This is a genomic window from Ochrobactrum chromiisoli (genome assembly GCF_026241335.1).
Taxonomy (GTDB): Bacteria; Pseudomonadota; Alphaproteobacteria; order Rhizobiales; family Rhizobiaceae; genus Brucella; species Brucella chromiisoli.
The window spans coordinates 51,036-69,973 of the sequence record NZ_JAPHAV010000017.1 but is presented as its reverse complement, the minus strand read 5'-3'; the positions used below and the strand labels follow the sequence as shown (position 1 = coordinate 69,973).

Here is an 18,938-nt window from a genome sequence, read left to right as displayed (position 1 = left end):
CCGCCTCTTCGGCGGAAATAATATCATGACCCGAATAGTTCAAAAAATAGCGCGGGGTGGAGCAGCCCGGTAGCTCGTCAGGCTCATAACCTGAAGGCCGCAGGTTCAAATCCTGCCCCCGCAACCAAAATATCAAAAAAACCCGTCGCATCAGCGGCGGGTTTTGTTGTTTAAGGGCCCTGTACAACCAAAACGCAAGCTCTAAACAGTCAAGATCTGCACGCGGTTCACCCGGTTTATCTCTTAGACGATGATAGACTGTGACATCGACTTTGACGACTCAAGACGCTTTAAACCCAATCTCAAACATTAGAGGATGTAAGAAAGCAGGCACGATACGGCCATCGCAACGACGATTAATTGCTATTCACGCCGTAAGTTCCATTGCGATCACAATCCACACAGTCGCCGACCCGACGTTAGAGCGAGAATTGGTAACGCGAGGCAGTTGTGTTTATTGTCCCAGTAGTGCACTCGCAAGATAACCGGCCATCCCAACGAATGAAGAATGAACTCTTTTATCCCCACCTTCGGTAGCTTGTGCATCCATCGTGGTTAAAATACTCTCTCCCCCTACATTGTCGCAAGCGCCATCATACCCTTCTTATTGCAACCTCTTATATAAACGCTGCGCTGTGCGCCGCTGACGAGTAGGTTTACGTTTCTCCGGTTCAAGCCAACTCAGCAATCGATCTTCAAAACAGCCAACTGGAAACTTTTGCATGCTGATTGACGTATTCACCGCAGTAATGGCCCTGCTTACAGTCTGGCTTAACGGTTCATAGACGAGTTCTGGGCCTATCATGAAACGCTGCTTGCGCAGCCATGAAGATCGGGGCTTTGGGGCGGCTTTAATCGTGGTATATGCGCTCTTCAAGGGGCGTCGATGCAATGAGAGATTTCATCCCTGCCAGCATGGCCTTTTCTGCCTTATTGAGATTGGCTTCTGGGTTGTAGATCAAGAAAACATCAATGGCAGGTGGGTTGTCGTAAGGCGGCAGACGCCAAAGGAGGCCGTCATCGATTTCGCGTCGCGCCACATGCACTGGAAGCGGGCCGATGCCAAACCCGGTGATGATCATTCGGCGAACTTCTTCAAGGCTCGATGAAGTGCCGATTACATCTGGAGAGAGGCGCGCATCGCTACGCAGCAAGGCCACAGGGCGCAGCGCGTCTGCAATATGATCGGTTTGGAACGAAACTGATGGCTCTCCCTTCAGATCGGCAAGCGTCAGCCCGGACTGGCCGAACATCCGGTGCTGAGGGCCGCAGAAAAATCCGAAGAACTCACGATAAACCATGGTGTATTCGAGGGCTGGATCGCGATTGCTCACCAGGCCGAGGCCAAAAGAAGCGCGCTTTTCCCGCACCAGCCGGGCGACTTCTGTGCTGGCGGACACGTTGATCGTTAGTGTCGCGTTGGGATGCTGTTCGTGAAACAGCGCAAGCGCCTGATCGAAAATCGGCGATACGATGTGGCTGGCGACCGATATGGTGACATGGCCGGTCACATTGTCACCGACACCGCGCACCAATTGCGGCAGCTGCGAAATTGCGCCGAACACCTCAATGCTCTGTTCGTAAAGCAATTTGCCGACTTCCGTCAGTTCAAAATGTGTAGCGTCGCGTTCCACCAGTCGCTGACCGATACGGTCCTCCAACCGTCGTAGCGCATTGCTCACACTCGGTTGTTTGAGGTTGAGGCGTTCTGCGGCGCGGGTGATGCTTTTCACCTCGGCGATCACCACGAAACTCCGCAGAAGGTTCCAGTCCAGATCCCAGACAAGGCGTTCAGGGCGGTGCAGCGACATGGTATCATCCATTCATGAAATCTATGCAATCTATTTCCATTATCTATTTGCGAAATGCATCCATAAAAGCAATCATGAAAATTGAGAGGCACCAAAAAACTTCAAGAAAAGAAACAAAAGGAAGTCGGGAACAGCATGTTTAACAAAATCACGGGTTTCATTGCCGCTGCCGCAATTGCCGCCACTGCAGTCTTTGCGGTTGCGCCTGCACAGGCGGATGATCTGGAAAAAATCAAGGCGTCGGGCGAGTTGAAGATCGCCATGAGCGGCCAGTATCCGCCGTTCAACTTCGTCAATGAGAAGAACGAAGTTGTTGGTTTCGATGCTTCGATCGGCACGGCGATTGCCGAGCGCATGCAGCTCAAGCCGCAGCTTATCACCACGGCATGGGATGGTATCGTCGCCGGTCTTCGGGCTGGCAAGTTCGACACGGTTGTCGGCTCCATGACAATTACGCCGGAACGCGAGAAGGCCGTCGATTTCGTGGGGCCCTACTATCACGCGGGCCGCGCGGTTTTCGTGAAGGAAGACTCTGTCGTTCAAAAGCTTGATGATCTCAAGGGCAAGACGCTGGGCGTCACGCTTGGTGAAACCCACGAAAAATGGGCACGAGAACAAGGCGGATGGACCATTCGAACCTATAAAGGTTTGCCGGAACTCATGCTCGAACTGAATGCTGGTCGTGTTGACGCGATCGTCGTCGACAATATTCCGGTCATGGTGGCGATTAAGGAAACCGGTCAAAAGGTTCGCAGGCTCGATACGCCCGAAATCGAAGGTGGCAGCGTCGCCATCGGCATCGCCATCCGCAAGAATAATCCGGAGCTGAAGGCTGCAATGCAGAAAGCTCTCGATGAGATCATGGCTGACGGCACCTATGAGAAGATCGCGATGCAATGGGTCGGCAGCGATATTCGCTGATACGCCATTCCGGCCCGGTATATGTCCGGGCCGGTTGAAAGCCTATTGACCGGAGTTTTCCGATGGATTTTGCGTTGATGGAGCGCGTCCTCCCGTTTTTTCTGGAGGCGGCATGGGTGACTGTTCAAATTTCCGCTCTGGCCCTGGTGCTGGGCCTGGCCGTTGCAGCGGTCCTGGTTAACGGGCGTATGTCTCGTTCGGCCATCCTGCGATGGCTTGCGGCAGCTTATGTGAGCGTCTTTCGTGGCACGCCGTGCCTTGTACAGCTCTTTATTCTCTATTTTGGCGGTCCGCAGATCGGCATCAATCTGGAACCGTTCGCCGCTGGCGTTATCGGGCTGGGACTGAATATTGGCGCCTATATGTCGGAATCGATCCGAGGCGCAATTCAAAGTGTGGATCGCGGCCAGAGCGAAGCGGCCCGTTCTATCGGTTTCGGGCGCGGGCAGACCATGCGGTTTGTTGTACTGCCTCAGGCCGCCCGGCTCATGATCCGCCCCCTCGGCGTCAATACGATTGCGCTCTTGAAGGGCTCGGCGCTGGTCTCCACCATTTCGGTGGTTGAACTGACCTATACGGCGCAGCGTTTCATCGGTTCGACCTACAAACCGTTCGAGATATTCGGCATTGCCGCCGTTCTCTACATGATCATCATCTATATCGTGGCGCGCGGAGTCGATCTTCTCGACAAGCGCTTCGCGGCGCAGTGAGGGAGGACTGGATGCAAGCCCTCGATTTCAGCATCGTCACGCCCTATACGGATCTGCTTTTGACCGGACTGTGGTGGACGCTGGTTCTGACTGTTGCGTCTTCTTTCCTCAGCTTCGTGCTCGGTATCGTCTTTGCGCTGGTGGTGCTTTACGCACCTACGATTCTCGCATGGCCTGTGCGGTTCTTCATGTGGCTCTTCATGGGTACACCGCTTCTGCTGCAGCTGTTTCTGATCTATTTCGGGCTGGTTCAGATCGGCATTGATATTCCCGCGCTCGGCGCTGGCATCATTGGTCTCAGCCTGCATTTTGCGGTTTATAATGCCGACATCATCCGTGCAGGTATTGTAACGGTTGATCCGGGTCAGATGGAAGGTGCGCGTTCCATCGGTTTCAGTCGTGCTCAGGCCTTGCGCTACATTGTCATCCCGCAGGCGATCCGCAACACGATCCCGCCGATTGGCAACAACATGATCGTTCTTCTGAAGGATACGTCGCTGGTTTCAATCATCGGCATTGCGGAGCTGGTGCACAGTGCGCAGCTTGCTATCAGCGAGACCTTCAGTCCGTTCGAATTCTATATCACCATCGCCGCCATCTACTACGTGATCAATCTGGTTCTGGAAGCCAGCTTGCGGCGCATTGAAAGAAAAGTGGAGGTCACGCGATGAGCAGCCCCAAAATCGCAAAACCGATGGTCGAAGTGAAGGGTGCCCGTAAAGCCTATGGCGCGCTGGAAGTGCTGAAAGGGATCGACCTTTCGGTGGCGCGCGGCCAGATCGTGGCGATCATCGGTCCCAGCGGTTCCGGCAAGAGCACGCTTCTGCGCTCAATCAATCATCTGGAAACGCTCAATGGCGGCGAAGTCTGGCTTGACGGCATACAGGTCAACCAACCGCTCACCGGGCAGGCGTTCGAAAAACACATCAATGCCGTGCGCCAGCAGATGGGCATGGTGTTTCAGCACTTTAATCTATTTCCGCATCTGACAGTGCTGGAAAACATCACGCTCGGTCCCATCAAGCTCAAGGGCATGACGAAGGACGCCGCACGCACGCTGGCGCTGGAACTTTTGAAAAAGGTCGGGCTCGCTGACAAGATCGATGTCTATCCCTCGCGCCTGTCGGGCGGTCAGAAGCAGCGCGTGGCCATAGCGCGTGCGCTCGCCATGCAACCGAAAGTCATGTTGTTTGATGAGGCAACTTCAGCGCTCGATCCCGAACTGGTAGATGAGGTCAATGCCGTCATGAAGCAGCTTGCTGCCGAACACATGACGATGCTGATTGTCACGCACGAGATGCGTTTTGCGGGCGAGGTGGCCGACCGGATCCTGTTTATGGATGGCGGCGTGGTGGTGGAAGAGGGGCCGCCGGAGCAGATTCTGAGCCATCCGGTGCAGGAGCGCACACGCTCCTTCCTCAAGAAATATCTGGCGGCGTGAGGTTTCAAAATGAGCGAGAGAAGCGTCAGCGCATTTCCCGATTTCGGACTGACCCCGGCACAGCGTCGCGAAGCAGTCCTGGGTCATTATTACGAAAATCCCGGCATGGATGGGCCGCGCGGTGAAATCTGGTGCTACACAGACGCCTATTCCTATCTGTCGGGTGCGACTGTTCATCTACAGGTGAGCGCGACCGTGTCACGTTTCGACATCGAAATCGTGCGGGATGGGGCAGTTGAGACGCTGGTTTTTTCCAGGCGCGGGATTGATTGCAAGTGGCAGGAAACGCCAGCACAGTGCTCCGTCATCGGATGCGGCTGGGAGACGACATTTTCGTTCAAGACGGATGAGAACTGGCCATCGGGTGCCTATCGCATCACGCTGAAGGCGCAAGGCAGTGACGGCGAGCCGATCCATTGCCACCACCTGTTCATCTTGCGGCCTGCTGCGGGGCGCAAACCCGGCCGTATCCTGCAGGTTGCAGCGACAGGCACATGGACGGCCTATAATACCTGGGGCGGTTCCAATCACTATCAGGGCATTACCGGACCGAATGGCGATCAATATGCCACAACGGTGAGCATCGAGCGTCCGTTCTGCCGTGGCTTTGCGCTGCTGCCGCCCGATGCACCTCGCGTACCGCTGGAATTTGTGACGCCGCCTGCTGCTCCCCCGCGCTATCCGCATATGGAATGGGCCTTTGCGAATGGCTATTCCAAGAAATATGCGTCCTCCGGCTGGGCAAGCTATGACAGCCTGTTCTTCCGCTGGGCCGAGCAGCAAGGCTATGCGGTTGATCTCGCCAGTCAGCACGAATTGCATTTCTCGCCGGAAATCCTCGATGGTTATGATTGCGTGGTTTTTGTCGGCCACGACGAATACTGGACGTGGGAGATGCGCGATGCTGTCGATCATTATGTGGATGGTGGCGGTCGCGCAGCGCGTTTTGCAGGCAATTTCATGTGGCAGACACGGCTTGAAGACAATGGTAAGCGCCAGACATGCTACAAATATCGCGCCCACGCCGAAGACCCGATCTATCGCTCCGCAGATCCACGTCGCACAAGTGGTTGCTGGGAAGCGGCGGAAACCGGGCGGCCAGCAGCGGAGACATTCGGCCTCAATGCGCTGCGTGGCCTTTATGTTGGCTGGGGCGGTTGCGCCCCGCGTGGCGTGCGCGGCTTTCCTGTTTATCGCCCGGAACATTGGGCCTTTGCCGGAACCGGAATCTATTACGGCGATCTCTTAGGCGCTGACGGCCATGCTTTCGGCTACGAAGTCGATGGGCTCGATTATGTGATCCGGGGTGGCCTGCCTGAACCAGAGGAGGGCAGCGGCGCGCCCGATGGATTGCAGATTCTGGCGCTCGGTATGTCTTCTCTCAAGGAAGAGAGCGCGGATATTCCTGCCGACGACCAGTTCCTCTCCGATGCTGATGCCAAGTTCGTGGCCGACACGCTGATCGGCAACAATGAAGATGCAGCCGTCGACCGCATCAAACGCGGCTGCGGCATGATCGTCAATTTCCCACGCGGCAAGGGCGAGGTTTTCCACGCCGGCAGCTGTGAGTGGGTCGCGGCTCTCAAACGCGGCGACCCTATGGTCGAACGTGTGACCGCCAATGTTCTCAACCAATATCTCAAGCGCTGACAGAGTAACATCATGCTCAACACAAAAACACACAACGAACGCCCGGCATCGCATCTTTTCTATCAATCGCGCCTGCGCAGGCCGCTGGTGGATCGTGCCGAAGGCATCTACATCTGGGATCAGGACGGGCGTCGCGTCATCGACGGGTCGAGTGGCGCGATGGTGGTCAATATCGGCCACGGCAATCGCAATGTGCTCGATGCCATGAAAGAGCAGATGGATCGCGTTACCTTCGCTTATCGTCTGCATTTCGAAAACGAACCTGCGGAAGATCTCGCGCGCATGGCTGCCGAGCGTATGCCGGAGGGGCTGGACAAGATTTTCTTTGTGTCCGGCGGTTCGGAAGCGGTGGAATCCTGTATCAAGCTTGCCCGCCAATGGGCGGTTGCGACCGGGCAGGGCACACGCTGGAAAGTAATTTCGCGCTTTCCATCGTACCATGGCGGCACGCTTGGAGCACTGGCTGTCACCGGTTATGCGGCCTTGAGCGAGCCTTTTGCGCCCATCATGCGCGAAATGCCGAAAGTCCCGGCGCCGACTGCCTATCTCGACCGTGATAATCTCACGATGGAACAGCGCGGGCAGAAATATGCCGATATGCTGGAGGAGAAAATTCAGGAAGAAGGTCCCGAAAGCGTACTCGCCTTCATCATGGAGCCAATCGGTGGAGCTTCCACCGGCGCGCTGGTCGCACCCGACAGTTACTATCCACGCATTCGCGAAATCTGCGACCGTTATGGCATCTTGCTGATCCATGACGAGGTGATGAGCGGTGCGGGGCGTACCGGCAAGTTTCTGGGCGGTGACCACTGGAACTGCAAGCCCGATCTCATCGCGCTTTCAAAGGGTTTCGCCTCCGGCTATTGCCCGCTCGGCGCAATGGCGGCACCGGGCCGCATTGTGCAGCCGGTTCTGGATGCTGGCGGCTTTCTGCATGGCTTCACCTATGCTGGCAATCCGCTGGCTTGCGCGGCAGGCAAGGCGGTGCTGCAGGAGATTGAACGCCTCGATCTTGTCGGTAATGCCGCCCGCATGGGGGACGAGCTGAAGGGCGAATTGGAAGGACTGGCAAAACGGTTTCCTTTCATTGGCGATGTGCGCGGCAAGGGGTTGTTGCTGGCAGCCGAATTTGTGTCCGACCCCGAAACCATGAAGCCATTGCCGAAGGAACTGAATGCACATCAGCGCATGGTTGATCTCGCCTATGAACGCGGACTGATCATCTATTCGCGCCGCACGCGTGGCGGTGTCGAAGGGGATCACTTCCTCGTCTGTCCGCCCATGATTGTGAGCCAGGAACAGGTTGGCGAGATCACCGCTATCCTCGGCGACACGCTGGAAGTTCTGGCGCGTGAATTGAATCTGCCCGTCAACGCATAAGGAAACCGGAACATGACCGATAAGAAGAAAACACAGCGCAAGGTGATTATCACCTGCGCCGTGACGGGTTCCGTGCATACGCCGACCATGTCGCCGCATCTGCCGGTTACGCCGGAAGAAATCGCCAGCGAGGCGATCGCTGCGGCGGAAGCTGGCGCGTCCATTCTGCATCTGCACGCCCGCGATCCGCTTGACGGCAGGCCGTCCGCCAATCCAGACCTGTTCATGCAGTTCCTGCCGCGCATCAAACAATCGACGGCGGCGGTGGTGAATATTTCCACCGGAGGCTCATCGTTGATGACGCTGGATGACCGGCTGGCGGCGCCGCTTAAGGCGCAACCGGAAATGTGCTCGCTCAATATGGGCTCGATGAATTTCGCGCTGTTTCCAGCTCTCGACAAACCGCGCGAGTGGAAGCATGCGTGGGAACCGGAACTGTTGGAGGCGACCCGTCATTCAATCTTCAAGAACACTTTTGCCGATATGGAAGGTATTCTGACACGCCTCGGACAGGGCTGCGGCACGCGTTTCGAATTCGAATGTTATGATGTCGGTCATCTCTACTCACTGGCCCATTTCCGTGATCGTGGGCTGGTGACTGGTCATCTTTTCATCCAGTTTGTCTTCGGTATTCTGGGCGGGATTGGCGCAGACCCGGACAACCTCATGCATATGAAGCGTATTGCAGACAAGCTGTTCGGCGACGACTATTCCTTCTCGGTTCTGGCGGCAGGGCGACACCAGATTCCGATGATCACAATGGCCGCCGCCATGGGCGGCAATGTGCGTGTCGGTCTGGAAGACAGCCTCTATGACGGACGTGGAAAGCTGGCCAAAAACAATGCCGATCAGGTGCGGCGTATCCGTAGCATTCTTGATGGCTTGTCGCTGGAAATTGCCACGCCCGATGAGGCACGCGACTATCTGGGCCTGAAAGGTGGAGACAGGGTGGCGTTCTGATGCCAAAGATTGTGTTGGATCGAAAAAAAGACGTTGTGATCCGGCTTGCCGAGCCCGGCGATGCCGAACAGATTCACAAGGCGATCCGTGCGCTGGGGTTAGAGCTTGGCGCTGCTGACAAAGTCTCCAGCACGGTAGAAGATTTTCACCGCCACGGCTTTGGTCCTCATGCTGCGTTTACCTGCCTGATCGCTGAGGTGGATAAGGTATTTGCAGGGCTGGCACTGTTCTTCCCAATCTTCTCGACATGGCTTGGGAAGCCGGGTGTCTTTGTGCAGGACCTCTACGTTGATGAAGCGTTCCGCGGTCGGGCTATTGGTGCGTTTCTGCTGCGCCACGTTGCTTCCTGGTCGACAGTACGCGGCGGTGTCTATTTGCGGCTGGCTGTGGATCGGGACAATGTGGCTGCGCAGCGTTTTTATCAACGGTTGGGTATTGGCTGGATCGAAGCCGACCTCGATCACGGCGCTTATGGCGAGGATTTTTCCCGTCTGGCGGATATCAATGTAACTAGGGAGCAGTCATGAAAGCCTTTTACGCTGTTGAGCAAAAGCGTCACGACCCGAAAGCTTTTCTTTCAAGCGGTGCGCCGCAGCCGAACCCCGAACAGCCCGAACGCGTCGAGCGCCTGCTTGCTGGAGCAAAGGCCGCAGGGTGTGAGATTATCCGTCCGAAAAGCCATGGCATCGGCCCAATTGCTGCTGTGCATACGCCGGAATATCTGGAGTTTCTTCAGCATATCTATGCGCGTTGGCGGCGCATTGACGAGGCTTCGCAAGAGGTCATCCCGAACATTCATCCGTTAGCACGTGATGGCCGCTATCCTGCCTCCGCCGTCGGGCAGGTTGGTTATCACATGGCGGATACGGCTTGTCCGATAGCTGAACACACATGGGAAAGTGTCTGCTGGAGTGCCTGGAGCGCGGTTGACGCCGCCGACGCGGTGCTGTCAGGCGAGATTGCGGCCTATGCGCTGTGTCGTCCGCCGGGGCATCACGCTTTTACCGATGTTGCTGGCGGCTTTTGCTTCATCAACAATTCGGCGGTTGCCGCGCAGCGTCTACGCTCGAAGGCCGAGCGCGTTGCAATCCTTGATGTCGATCTTCATCATGGCAACGGGACGCAAGGCATTTTCTATGCGCGCCCCGATGTTTTGACCGTCTCCATTCACGCTGATCCGGTGCGTTTCTATCCGTTCTTCTGGGGGCATGCCGATGAACGCGGTGAAGGTGCGGGACTTGGCTATAACCTCAATTTGCCGCTGCCGCGCAAATCCGGCGATGCCGAGTTTTTGGCGTCACTCGATACCGCTTTCCGTCGCATCGAAGCTTTTGCGCCGGATGCGCTGGTTGTAGCGCTTGGTCTTGACCCGTTCGAGGGTGATCCGTTCGGCGGGTTGTCGGTCACCACGGGTGGCTTTGGACGCATTGCCGAAGCAATCGCAAAGCTTCGCCTGCCAACTGTCATCGTGCAGGAAGGCGGTTATCTTTGTGATGCGCTGAGTGATAATCTCACCGCTTTTCTGGGCGGTTATCAGTCGGTGGCGCGATGAGCGGTCTTGTGACTTTTGTAGGCGTCGCGCATCCGTGGATGTGCGACGTCGTGGGGCATATGAATGTCCGGCATTACGCCGGGATGTTCGACGATGCGAGCTTTCAGCTTTTGGGCCATATTGCCGGAAAAATCCCGGATGAGAGTTTCGGTTGGGCGGACGTGCGCTCGACAATGGAATACAAAAAGGAAGTGCCAGCCGGGGATTTACTGACGATCCGGTCTCAGGTGTTGAAAGTTGGGCGTTCATCGATCACTTTTCGTCAGATAATGACGGGTTCGCTTGACGGAGAACTGCGCGCCATTAATGAGGCAACGTCTGTCTGTTTCGACAAGATTGCCCGACACTCAATCGCACTTGAGCAGGCAATGCGGATGCGCGCTGAGAAGTTTTCCTTGGAACAACGTTAGATCAGATAGGCGCATTGCCTGAAATTGAGCGACGGCAATCAACTCCATCGAATTTCGCGGAAGCTCGATAGCCACTGATTGGCGGTTTCGCGCTTCCTGGCCGGACTTCCAACAAGAATCTCCCTTATTTGATAACGTTCCACTGCTGTTATGCTTTGAGTGCCTGAAATGTTTAAATGGCTTATTGAGGAATTAATTATGCAGCATCAATTGAACCGCGCTGCAAAGTTTTCCGCTATGGCCTGCACAGCAGCATGGATCGGGCCCGCTGTGAGGCCGGGTAGTACCGATCCATCAACAACATAAAGGTTTTCCACTCCGCGCAGGCGCAGATCAGGATCTACAACCGAGGCGTCATCTTTGCCCATACGACATGTGCCGGAGGGGTGGTGATGTGTGATCACAGCCTTGGCGATAAAAGCATCAGTGTTTTCGGCTGTTCCCAGAGGAGTGGGTAAAATTTCGTGGCTACGCCATTCAGCCAGTTCTGTGTGACGTCCGATTTCACGAGCTGCGTTTAATGCTATACGAAAGAGCTTCCGGTCGTTTTCTGTTTGCAGATATCGGGGATCAATTATCAGAGGACTGTCCGGGCTATCTCCGGTTATGCGTATTTCCCCGCGACTTGTGGGATGTGTAACTCCGAAAAGGAGCGAATAAGCGCTTCCCGGTGCGGGCGCAGTAAAGCTTTCTGAAACGATCGGAGCCACACCACATCCGACAACAATTTCCGGCTGACCATCAGCCGAAAAATCTCCTGCGCGCATATAAGCCATGCTTTCCGAGTGTTGCAGGCGTGATGGAGGTAGTGTCTTACTCGTTGAATAAAGATTTCCTGCGCCAAGTAGGTGGTCCATAAGATTAAGCCCTAGTTCCGGTGCCTTGATGCGGCACGTCACACCGGCTTCATGCAGTACTTCTTCGCGCCCGATGCCAGAGCGCATCAGAAGTGCCGGACTTTCAAGCGAACCGGCTGACAAAATGATTTGAGTTGCTGTTATTGTTTCCAAGCCATCTGGTCCGGAAAGTTCAAGTGCCGCAACCTTTGATTTTTCCAGCTTGAGATAATGTGTCAGCGTGCCAGTTTTGATTGTGAGGTTTGACCGTGCGCAGGCTTCAGGTGTGAGCCATGCTTCTGCAACTGTTATACGGCGGCCATCACGGATCATGAGAGAATTGGGTGTGACCCCAATCATTTGGCCAGTATTATGACCTGGAATGCGCGGCAGGCCGAGTGCATTGCCTGCTGACATGAATGCGCGTGTGAGGGGGCTTACTTCTTCATCAGGAATCCAAACGGGCATTGGACCACCTTTGCCGTGGATACCATCACCGCCGTAGACATGATCTTCATTCGCCATGAAAGATGGCAGAAGACCTTCCCAGCTCCAGCGCGGATCGCCTGTCGCTTCTGCCCAAACTTCAAAATCTGCTGGATGCCCGCGCATATAGCCCATGGCGTGAAGCAGGCTTGAGCCGCCGAGGCCTTTCCCACGCGCCCATGCGAAGCTTCTGCCTGCGGCATATTTCTGCGGTGTTGTCTTGTAGTCCCAATCATAGTTGCGATGCTGGATCGCTGGCCACATACAGGGCCTTAAAATATCCGGGTCTGACGGTGTTCCACCTGCTTCCACCAACAGAACATTGCGTGCTGGATCTTCGCTTAAACGCGCTGCAATCAGGGCGCCAGCAGAGCCTGCGCCGATAATTGCCACATCATATTGTGCCATGGTCTTACTTCTGATCTTCAGGGATAACAGCGCCTTCCAGCGTCATCACTTCACCATCGAGCGAAACGGAGCAATTGCGCAGCGGAATGTCGAGATGGCACGGCGTATCCCGATCTCCCCCTGCTTCCGTGTTTGGTCCCGATGACCAGAGGAAGTTGCCGGCAAAAGAGCGTGCGTCCATACCAAGCTGTGCTTCGGGGTTATAAAGACCCAGTACAGTCCAGTTCGCGCGGTTCTCAAGTCCCCAGCCGACATGAGCCATGGCGTAAGCACGCGGATCATCGAAGCTTTCCATGAATTTGCGCATGAATTCAGCATCATAGCCCCCCTTTATGTCAACAATGAAGCCTTTTTCAATGGTGACAGTGATCGGAGCACGCGCATATTTTTTGAATGGTAGCAGAATGTCGCCTTCGTCGATAACGATTGTGCCTTCGGCACTGCCTTCATCCGGCCAACGTGCGGAGAAGCAGCTGGGCCAATGATCCCAACGGCCCGGCTCGTCGGCAAGGCCATATTGTGTCAGCACCGGATATTGACCAAGACGGCAACGGAAATCCGTGCCAGCGTTTGATGTGACATGCATTTCTTTGGCCGCACCAATTTTCTTGGCGGCAGCAAGAACGCGCAGCTTGTCTTCCGGGCGGGGAATCTGACGCATCATGATTGCAGGCGGTTCGACTGCGAGCAACATGCGCGTGCCGGTCTTCAGCACTTGCTCCTGTTCCTTAGAGAACAACAGTTGCAAAGTGTCGATGACAAGATCAGAGGCCTTGAGACAGGCAAGGGCTGCGATGTTGCCATCCAACGGGGTCTTGCCGATATAACCGGATTTATCGGGCGATATAGCTTTTTCGCTGTTCACGGGCGCAAGGTTCAGTTCGGTGACGACAGCGCCAAGATCAGAAGCGGCGAGCTTGGCAATATAGGCAATCTGTTTGTTACTATCGTCGCTGGTCAGGATTGTAACTTGCTCGCCAGCTTTCAGGTTGCACATTTCGAGCACCTGTCTCCAGCCCTTCAAGAACTGTGCGTCACTGATAGACATGCTAGATACCTCCGTTGGGCATTTGCCCGTTTGTTTGATTGCTGCATCCACAAGTGCTTTGGTTTGGGAAAACCTTACATCTTGTTTTTTATTGTGGTTGCAGCTGGTTCCCTTAGTTGAATGGTTTACAGCGCTGTCTGATTGGCCAGCGTAAAGAAGTTGCGATTGTAGTGAAGCAGCGGCGAAGTCTCTGGGCCAAAACGAATGGCTTTCACCTTTCCGATGAAAATTGAATGACTTTCTGTCTCAGATACAGATGAAATTTCGCAATCAAGATTGACCATGGCCAAATCAAGTGCAGGTGCACCTGTTGCTAGACGGGTCCAGCTATAAGGTGCGAATTTGTCTTCGCCTATTTCGCCGATCTGGCCGGCAAAGCGCATGGCAATTTCCCGCTGCGCATCGGCAAGGATATTGACGCAGAAATTGCCAGCCATTGTGATCGCCTTGTGTGCTTCGCCAAAGCGATTGACGCAGACGAGCATGGAGGGTGGTGTGATCGACATTGAACAAACAGCTGTGGCCGTGAGCCCACGCCGGGTTTCGCCCTCTCCTGCGGTAATGATGTTAACGGTCGCTGCAAGTTGCCGCATTGCCGTGCGAAAATCATCAGTTAACGGATCAGTCTGGGGATGGCTCATAATGTGCCTCCTTTTGCAGCGATAGTGTTTTCCAGGAAAAGTGCTGCCGAGGCGAGACGGTGATCTGCGCCGCGTGCGCCGACGAGCTGAACGCCGATTGGCATGTCTTTTGGTCCTTTGGATGCCGGAAGACAGATGAGCGGCACCTGCAAAACGCTCCAGAGGCGATTGAATATAGGATTGCCGGTTGGCATGCCTTCAGGGGCTTCGCCGGGAGCGGCCAGTGTAAGCACAGCATCAAAGCGAGATAGAATAGCGTCCATCATATTGCGGATGCCCGGAATTTCGTTCATTGCTGAGCGGTAGCGTGCTTCATCGATGCGCCCCTGATCCTCGAGCATTGTACGTGTAACGGGTGTCAACTCGTTCCAGTTGTGGCTGATTTCGGAAGCAAGGGACTGTGTGACTTCCCAGCCCATAACGGCTTCATGCAGATCGAAAATACCGTCAAACCAGCTGGGTGCCGGAATGATTGTCAACTGAGCGCCTGCTGCTTCAGCCATGCGCGCGAGCCGGTTAACCGTCTCAATTGCGCAGTCTTCAGCTTTGTCGAGGCGTGTTCCGAGCAGTACGCCGATACGGGGGCGAGTTGGTGGCGTGAGGTCGGCGAGTTCAGATCGCCCGCTCAGTGCGGCTGCACAATGCGATGCATCGCCAATATTACGTGCAATGATGCCCAGCGTATCAAGCCCGTGGCACAAGACCTTTATGCCAACGGTATTGATCGCGCCGAAGGTTGGTTTGAATGCAGTCACGCCGCAAAAACTTGCCGGGCGGATAACTGAGCCTGATGTTTGCGTGCCGAATGCCAGTGGTATCATGCCTGCTGCGACGGCGGCGCACGAACCGGAAGACGAGCCGCCGGGCGTGTGTGCCGGGTTATGCGGGTTGCGCGTTTTGTTTGGGCTTGCCATGGCAAGCTCGGTGCTGACTGTCTTGCCCAGGATCAGGCCACCGGAATTCTTCGCAATTTGTACCGCAGGCGCATCCCATGGCGGTTGAAAACCCTTATAGATTGGTGTGCCATAGCCGGTGGGCATGTCGATCGTGTCGATCACATCTTTTACGCCAATCGGAACGCCGGCGAGAACTCCAGTAATGTTATTGCTGTCAATATGGTCAGCGTTAGCGCGTGCCTGTTCGGCATTGAGATATTCCCAGGCCTGTATCGGGCCATCCTTCTCGGCGATTGCTTCGAGACAGGCGTCTGTGACCGCGCGGGCGGAAAGTACCCTGGCATTAACGGCAGCAGCGATCTCGCGTGCGTTGAGGGCAAGGATTTCTGAATTTTTCATAGTGCTTTCCTTAGCCAAAAATCGCTGGACGGCGGTTAGTCCACGGAGCTGCACGCTCCAACTCTGCTGCCAGTGAAAAGAGCAATGCGTCTTTTCCAAAACCCGCTCCGATATGCGAGCCAATCGGCAGGCCTGATGGACTCATGCCGAGTGGAACAGACATTGCGGGACAACCGGACGCGTTGAACACAGCAGTAAAGGGAGAGTGGGACCAGAACTGATCGTAAAACGCATCAATGTTTTGGCCTTTACCTGCAAGCTTACCCAGAAGGGGAGCTGGTTCGGCCGCGGCAGGGGTTAGCATGATGTCGTACTGATTGAAGAATTTCGCCAGTGTGCGTGAAGAGGTATGAAGCTGATTAATCGCCCAAAGATAGCGCGTAGCGGGTATGGCCAGTGCTTCACGCACCCACTCCTGATTGACTGGCTCTAGCTTGGCTATGTTGGCTGATGTGGCATCGCCACCTGTCACGCCGAGCGCGACATTGGTGCCAACAACGATCCGCCACGCGGTTTTAAGAGTCTCCGCATCATAGCGCGCATCTGCCACTTCTTCTACGTTATGGCCAAGGTCTTGCAGCAATTTTGCTGTTTCGCGAACGCTTTCGATCATTTCCGGTGCAATTGGACTGCCGTCAGGCGCATTGATAATCATTGCTACTTTTAGGCGCGGTGGCGTCATGTCCAGCGCTGAGAGATAGCTGCCGGACGTTTGGGGCGACGCCCATGGATCGCCCAGATCACCGCCGCCAGAAATATCCAGCATCGCCGCATTGTCGCGCACGGACCATGTGACGGCATGGGGCGTGGACATGCCACCGATGGCTTCTGCGGCAACCGGGCCAATGGGATTAACAAGCCGTGATGGTTTGAACCCGAATAAGCCGCAATGACTTGCGGGAAGTCGTGTCGATCCTGCACCGTCGGAACTGTTGGCAAGCGGCACCATGCCACTTGCAACGGCCGCGGTGGAACCACCAGATGATCCGCCAGCCGTACGGTTTAAATCCCATGGATTTCGGGTTGGACCGAAAGCCTCTGGCTCGCTCGTGAAACTCAGCGCGAATTCGGGCGTGTTGGATTTACCCAGAATGACCATTCCGGCAGCTTTGTAACGAGCCGTAATTGTAGAATCGCGCTTGCTAACCACATTACGCAGCAACTCCGAACCGCTCGACAGGAGCATGCCTTCGGCCTCGAAGCCCGTGTTTTTGAGAAGCATCGGTACGCCAGAAAGCGGGCTTTTTGCCAGTCCGTTTTTGATTTGTTGTCGGGCAAGGTCAAAATGCGCATGAACAACGGCATTCAGTTTCTGATTAAGGCGTTCTATTCGTTCGATGCTCGCTTCAAGTACTTCGGTTGCGCTGATGTCACCTTTTGAAATCAGTTCGCCGATTGCGATGCCGTCTTTTGTTACCAGCTCGTTCATCGTCTCAACTCGTCTGCGCTTTAAAGAGGTCCAGATCCCACATATCTTTTGTGCCTCTCAGCAATCCGTCGCTGACTTCAAAAATATGCAGACCATCAAGGGCGATCTTACGCGGTGTGGTGTCTTCTCCGCGTGGCGTGAAGGTTCCGGTCATGTGGTAAGGAACAGCAATCTGATTGCCTGAACGAATGTAACCGCGGCGTTCCCATGCAACATCTGGCAGCATACGCCAAAAACCGGTCAATCCTTCTGAAAGTGCTGTGTGTCCTTCGCGACGCTTTCCCATCGCAACTTCTTCATGCCAGCCATCCGCATGATAAAGGGATGCAGCACCTTCCGCATCGCGTGACGCATAGGCTTCATAAAACTGGTCGACAAGCGTGGCGTGATCCATCGCAATCTCCAATATTCCCGAAAGAAAAAGCCCCGCCCGATTTTCACGGACGGGGCATGTGGGGCCTATTCGATGCCAGCGATTTTCTTCACCTGAGCAACATAACCATCGCGTTTGACTTCGTTATAGAGCCTTGCGCGAAGAGCAGGTGCAGGCGTTGCATTGACATTTTCAAACAGCGCAACGCGGCCGGCAAGAGAACCGGATGTCATATCCCAGATGAAGTTCATCAACTGCTCCTTGACCATGGCTGAAACACCGTGTCCGGGCAGTAGCTCATGCAGGAAGTGACCAACTTCCGGGTTGTCAAACGCTTTTTTGCCAAAGCGCATCACCAGTCCCTGACCACACATTTCCTGAAGGATATGGATGATCTTCGGGTAATTTTCGATTGAATAAAGACGACCGGCGGTCAGCATGCCAACGTCCGGACGCATGACATCGCCTTCTGTCGGTACTGCCAGTGCTTCTGCAGCGGTCACAAATGCACGAAGTGTCTGTGCATATTCAACGAGCTGCCCGAGCATCATTTGGACGGCAGGGATTTTGCCGGTTCCAAGATAATCGAGAACCATCTGACCAGCGCCGACAAAAAGCTCTGCCTTCACCGCAAGACGGGTCAGGACATGCCAGTGAGCGAACACACAGACAGGTCCGTAATAGCTCATTGCCGTTGGATCACCGAGATTGAACAGGCGTTCTTTTGGCACGAAGACATTATCGAACACGATGAACTGATCGGCTTCTTCGCCAAGGCTTGCAACCGGATGGTCGAACTTGTTGGACAATGGCTGCGAGACCATTTCACGCGAGATCATTTTAATCCCGGGCGTGTCGATTGGAACCGAACCCCATATGCAGGCATCTGCTGGCGTTTCCTGAATGCCGCCTAGATTGGTGAAGAAAATATCGTTTGCCTGTGCGGCAATCGAACCTACAGTTTTTGCACCATAGATATAAACACCATCTTTGGTAACTTTGCGGGCTTTGAGCAGCGAAGCTTCCGAAGCCTTTGGTGACGAGCGATCAGCTTGTGGCCCTGCAAGGCTTTCCGAGGCGGTCAGATTGTTGTTCTGACCATATTCCATGTAGCGTTCGATATTTTCTGCAAAGTCCGGGTCGATGCCTTCAATAAGCGATTTCTTTTTCTTGAAGGTCGGCAGATAGGCATAAAGGCCAACAACAATCGATGGTGCAAGATCCGGTGGGCGCCCAAAGGTACCTGCGGTCTTGAGCGACGTGTATTCGATCATTCGGCGACGCGCAGCGAGATCTTCTTTGGTGCGTGGAATCTGCCATGAACGGCTTAGGACTGCGCCTGCCTTCTCATCATAATAGGTGGTGGCGTCGGCATGTTCTTCAGTAAACTGATCGTCGAACATCGATGCGAGAAGGTCGATACCTTTCGCGAGTGCGGGTTCGTCATAAACGGAATTCAGTTTCTGACCGCCAACCCAGATCTGGCGATTGTCTTTGAGCGATTCTTTGTATTCTTCGCCGGTCTTCAACCGATGTGGCTGAGTTGCGATTTTTGCTGCTGTTCCCTGTGTCACATGGGCCTCCTAT

Annotated in this window: 18 protein-coding genes and 1 tRNA gene; 11 read left to right on the top strand and 8 right to left on the bottom strand. The window is 54.9% G+C overall.

Features of this window, described 5'->3' with window-relative positions:
• Positions 1-50: 50 nt before the first annotated feature.
• A tRNA-Met gene (locus OPR82_RS20135) sits at positions 51-127 on the top strand.
• 724 nt (positions 128-851) lie between these two features.
• Here OPR82_RS20135 and OPR82_RS20130 read toward each other — a convergent pair.
• Positions 852-1,811 carry a LysR family transcriptional regulator gene (locus tag OPR82_RS20130; RefSeq protein WP_265986690.1) on the bottom strand — a complete coding sequence of 320 codons (960 nt, stop codon included), beginning with the start codon at positions 1,809-1,811 and terminating at the stop codon, positions 852-854.
• Positions 1,812-1,946: 135 nt separating this feature from the next.
• On the opposite strand from OPR82_RS20130, the gene OPR82_RS20125 reads away from it, so the two are divergent.
• From OPR82_RS20125 to OPR82_RS20080, 10 genes are all read left to right on the top strand, one after another.
• Positions 1,947-2,732, top strand: coding sequence for an ABC transporter substrate-binding protein (locus OPR82_RS20125; protein WP_265986689.1), 786 nt, complete (start codon positions 1,947-1,949; stop codon positions 2,730-2,732).
• A gap of 62 nt (positions 2,733-2,794) precedes the next feature.
• On the top strand, positions 2,795-3,442 hold the full coding sequence (locus OPR82_RS20120) for an amino acid ABC transporter permease (protein ID WP_265986688.1): 648 nt from the start codon (positions 2,795-2,797) through the stop codon (positions 3,440-3,442).
• 11 nt (positions 3,443-3,453) lie between these two features.
• Positions 3,454-4,113: an amino acid ABC transporter permease gene (locus OPR82_RS20115; RefSeq protein WP_265986687.1), complete on the top strand. Its 660-nt coding sequence runs from the start codon at positions 3,454-3,456 to the stop codon at positions 4,111-4,113.
• 23 nt (positions 4,114-4,136) lie between these two features.
• On the top strand, positions 4,137-4,883 hold the full coding sequence (locus tag OPR82_RS20110) for an amino acid ABC transporter ATP-binding protein (protein WP_265986698.1): 747 nt from the start codon (positions 4,137-4,139) through the stop codon (positions 4,881-4,883).
• 9 nt (positions 4,884-4,892) lie between these two features.
• Positions 4,893-6,533: a N,N-dimethylformamidase beta subunit family domain-containing protein gene (locus tag OPR82_RS20105; RefSeq protein ID WP_265986686.1), complete on the top strand. Its 1,641-nt coding sequence runs from the start codon at positions 4,893-4,895 to the stop codon at positions 6,531-6,533.
• A gap of 12 nt (positions 6,534-6,545) precedes the next feature.
• Complete coding sequence (locus OPR82_RS20100; RefSeq protein ID WP_265986685.1) at positions 6,546-7,913, top strand: aminotransferase family protein; 1,368 nt, start codon at positions 6,546-6,548, stop codon at positions 7,911-7,913.
• Between the two features lie 12 nt (positions 7,914-7,925).
• A complete protein-coding gene (locus OPR82_RS20095; protein ID WP_265986683.1) occupies positions 7,926-8,873 on the top strand; it encodes a BKACE family enzyme in 948 nt (315 codons plus the stop codon).
• Entirely contained in the window at positions 8,873-9,400 is a 528-nt protein-coding gene (locus OPR82_RS20090; RefSeq protein WP_265986681.1) for a GNAT family N-acetyltransferase, read from the top strand. Before OPR82_RS20095 ends, OPR82_RS20090 begins: the two co-directional genes overlap by 1 nt.
• Positions 9,397-10,425 (top strand): histone deacetylase family protein, encoded by a 1,029-nt coding sequence (locus tag OPR82_RS20085; RefSeq protein ID WP_265986680.1) that lies wholly within the window; start codon positions 9,397-9,399, stop codon positions 10,423-10,425. The genes OPR82_RS20090 and OPR82_RS20085 overlap by 4 nt, the downstream gene beginning before the upstream one ends.
• Positions 10,422-10,835: an acyl-CoA thioesterase gene (locus OPR82_RS20080; protein ID WP_265986679.1), complete on the top strand. Its 414-nt coding sequence runs from the start codon at positions 10,422-10,424 to the stop codon at positions 10,833-10,835. The genes OPR82_RS20085 and OPR82_RS20080 overlap by 4 nt, the downstream gene beginning before the upstream one ends.
• Before the next feature lie 206 nt (positions 10,836-11,041).
• On the opposite strand, the gene OPR82_RS20075 is transcribed toward OPR82_RS20080, so the two are convergent.
• The 7 genes from OPR82_RS20075 to OPR82_RS20045 form a co-directional block, all read right to left on the bottom strand.
• Positions 11,042-12,565: a GMC family oxidoreductase gene (locus OPR82_RS20075; protein WP_265986678.1), complete on the bottom strand. Its 1,524-nt coding sequence runs from the start codon at positions 12,563-12,565 to the stop codon at positions 11,042-11,044.
• A 4-nt stretch (positions 12,566-12,569) separates the two neighbouring features.
• On the bottom strand, positions 12,570-13,613 hold the full coding sequence (locus OPR82_RS20070; protein WP_265986677.1) for a M29 family metallopeptidase: 1,044 nt from the start codon (positions 13,611-13,613) through the stop codon (positions 12,570-12,572).
• A gap of 125 nt (positions 13,614-13,738) precedes the next feature.
• Positions 13,739-14,254 carry a flavin reductase family protein gene (locus OPR82_RS20065; RefSeq protein WP_265986676.1) on the bottom strand — a complete coding sequence of 172 codons (516 nt, stop codon included), beginning with the start codon at positions 14,252-14,254 and terminating at the stop codon, positions 13,739-13,741.
• Positions 14,251-15,549 (bottom strand): amidase, encoded by a 1,299-nt coding sequence (locus OPR82_RS20060; RefSeq protein ID WP_265986674.1) that lies wholly within the window; start codon positions 15,547-15,549, stop codon positions 14,251-14,253. Before OPR82_RS20060 ends, OPR82_RS20065 begins: the two co-directional genes overlap by 4 nt.
• Before the next feature lie 10 nt (positions 15,550-15,559).
• Positions 15,560-16,978 carry an amidase gene (locus OPR82_RS20055; protein ID WP_265986672.1) on the bottom strand — a complete coding sequence of 473 codons (1,419 nt, stop codon included), beginning with the start codon at positions 16,976-16,978 and terminating at the stop codon, positions 15,560-15,562.
• A gap of 4 nt (positions 16,979-16,982) precedes the next feature.
• A complete protein-coding gene (locus OPR82_RS20050; protein WP_265986670.1) occupies positions 16,983-17,372 on the bottom strand; it encodes a nuclear transport factor 2 family protein in 390 nt (129 codons plus the stop codon).
• Between the two features lie 65 nt (positions 17,373-17,437).
• Positions 17,438-18,925: a 4-hydroxyphenylacetate 3-hydroxylase N-terminal domain-containing protein gene (locus tag OPR82_RS20045; protein WP_265986669.1), complete on the bottom strand. Its 1,488-nt coding sequence runs from the start codon at positions 18,923-18,925 to the stop codon at positions 17,438-17,440.
• Positions 18,926-18,938: the final 13 nt, after the last annotated feature.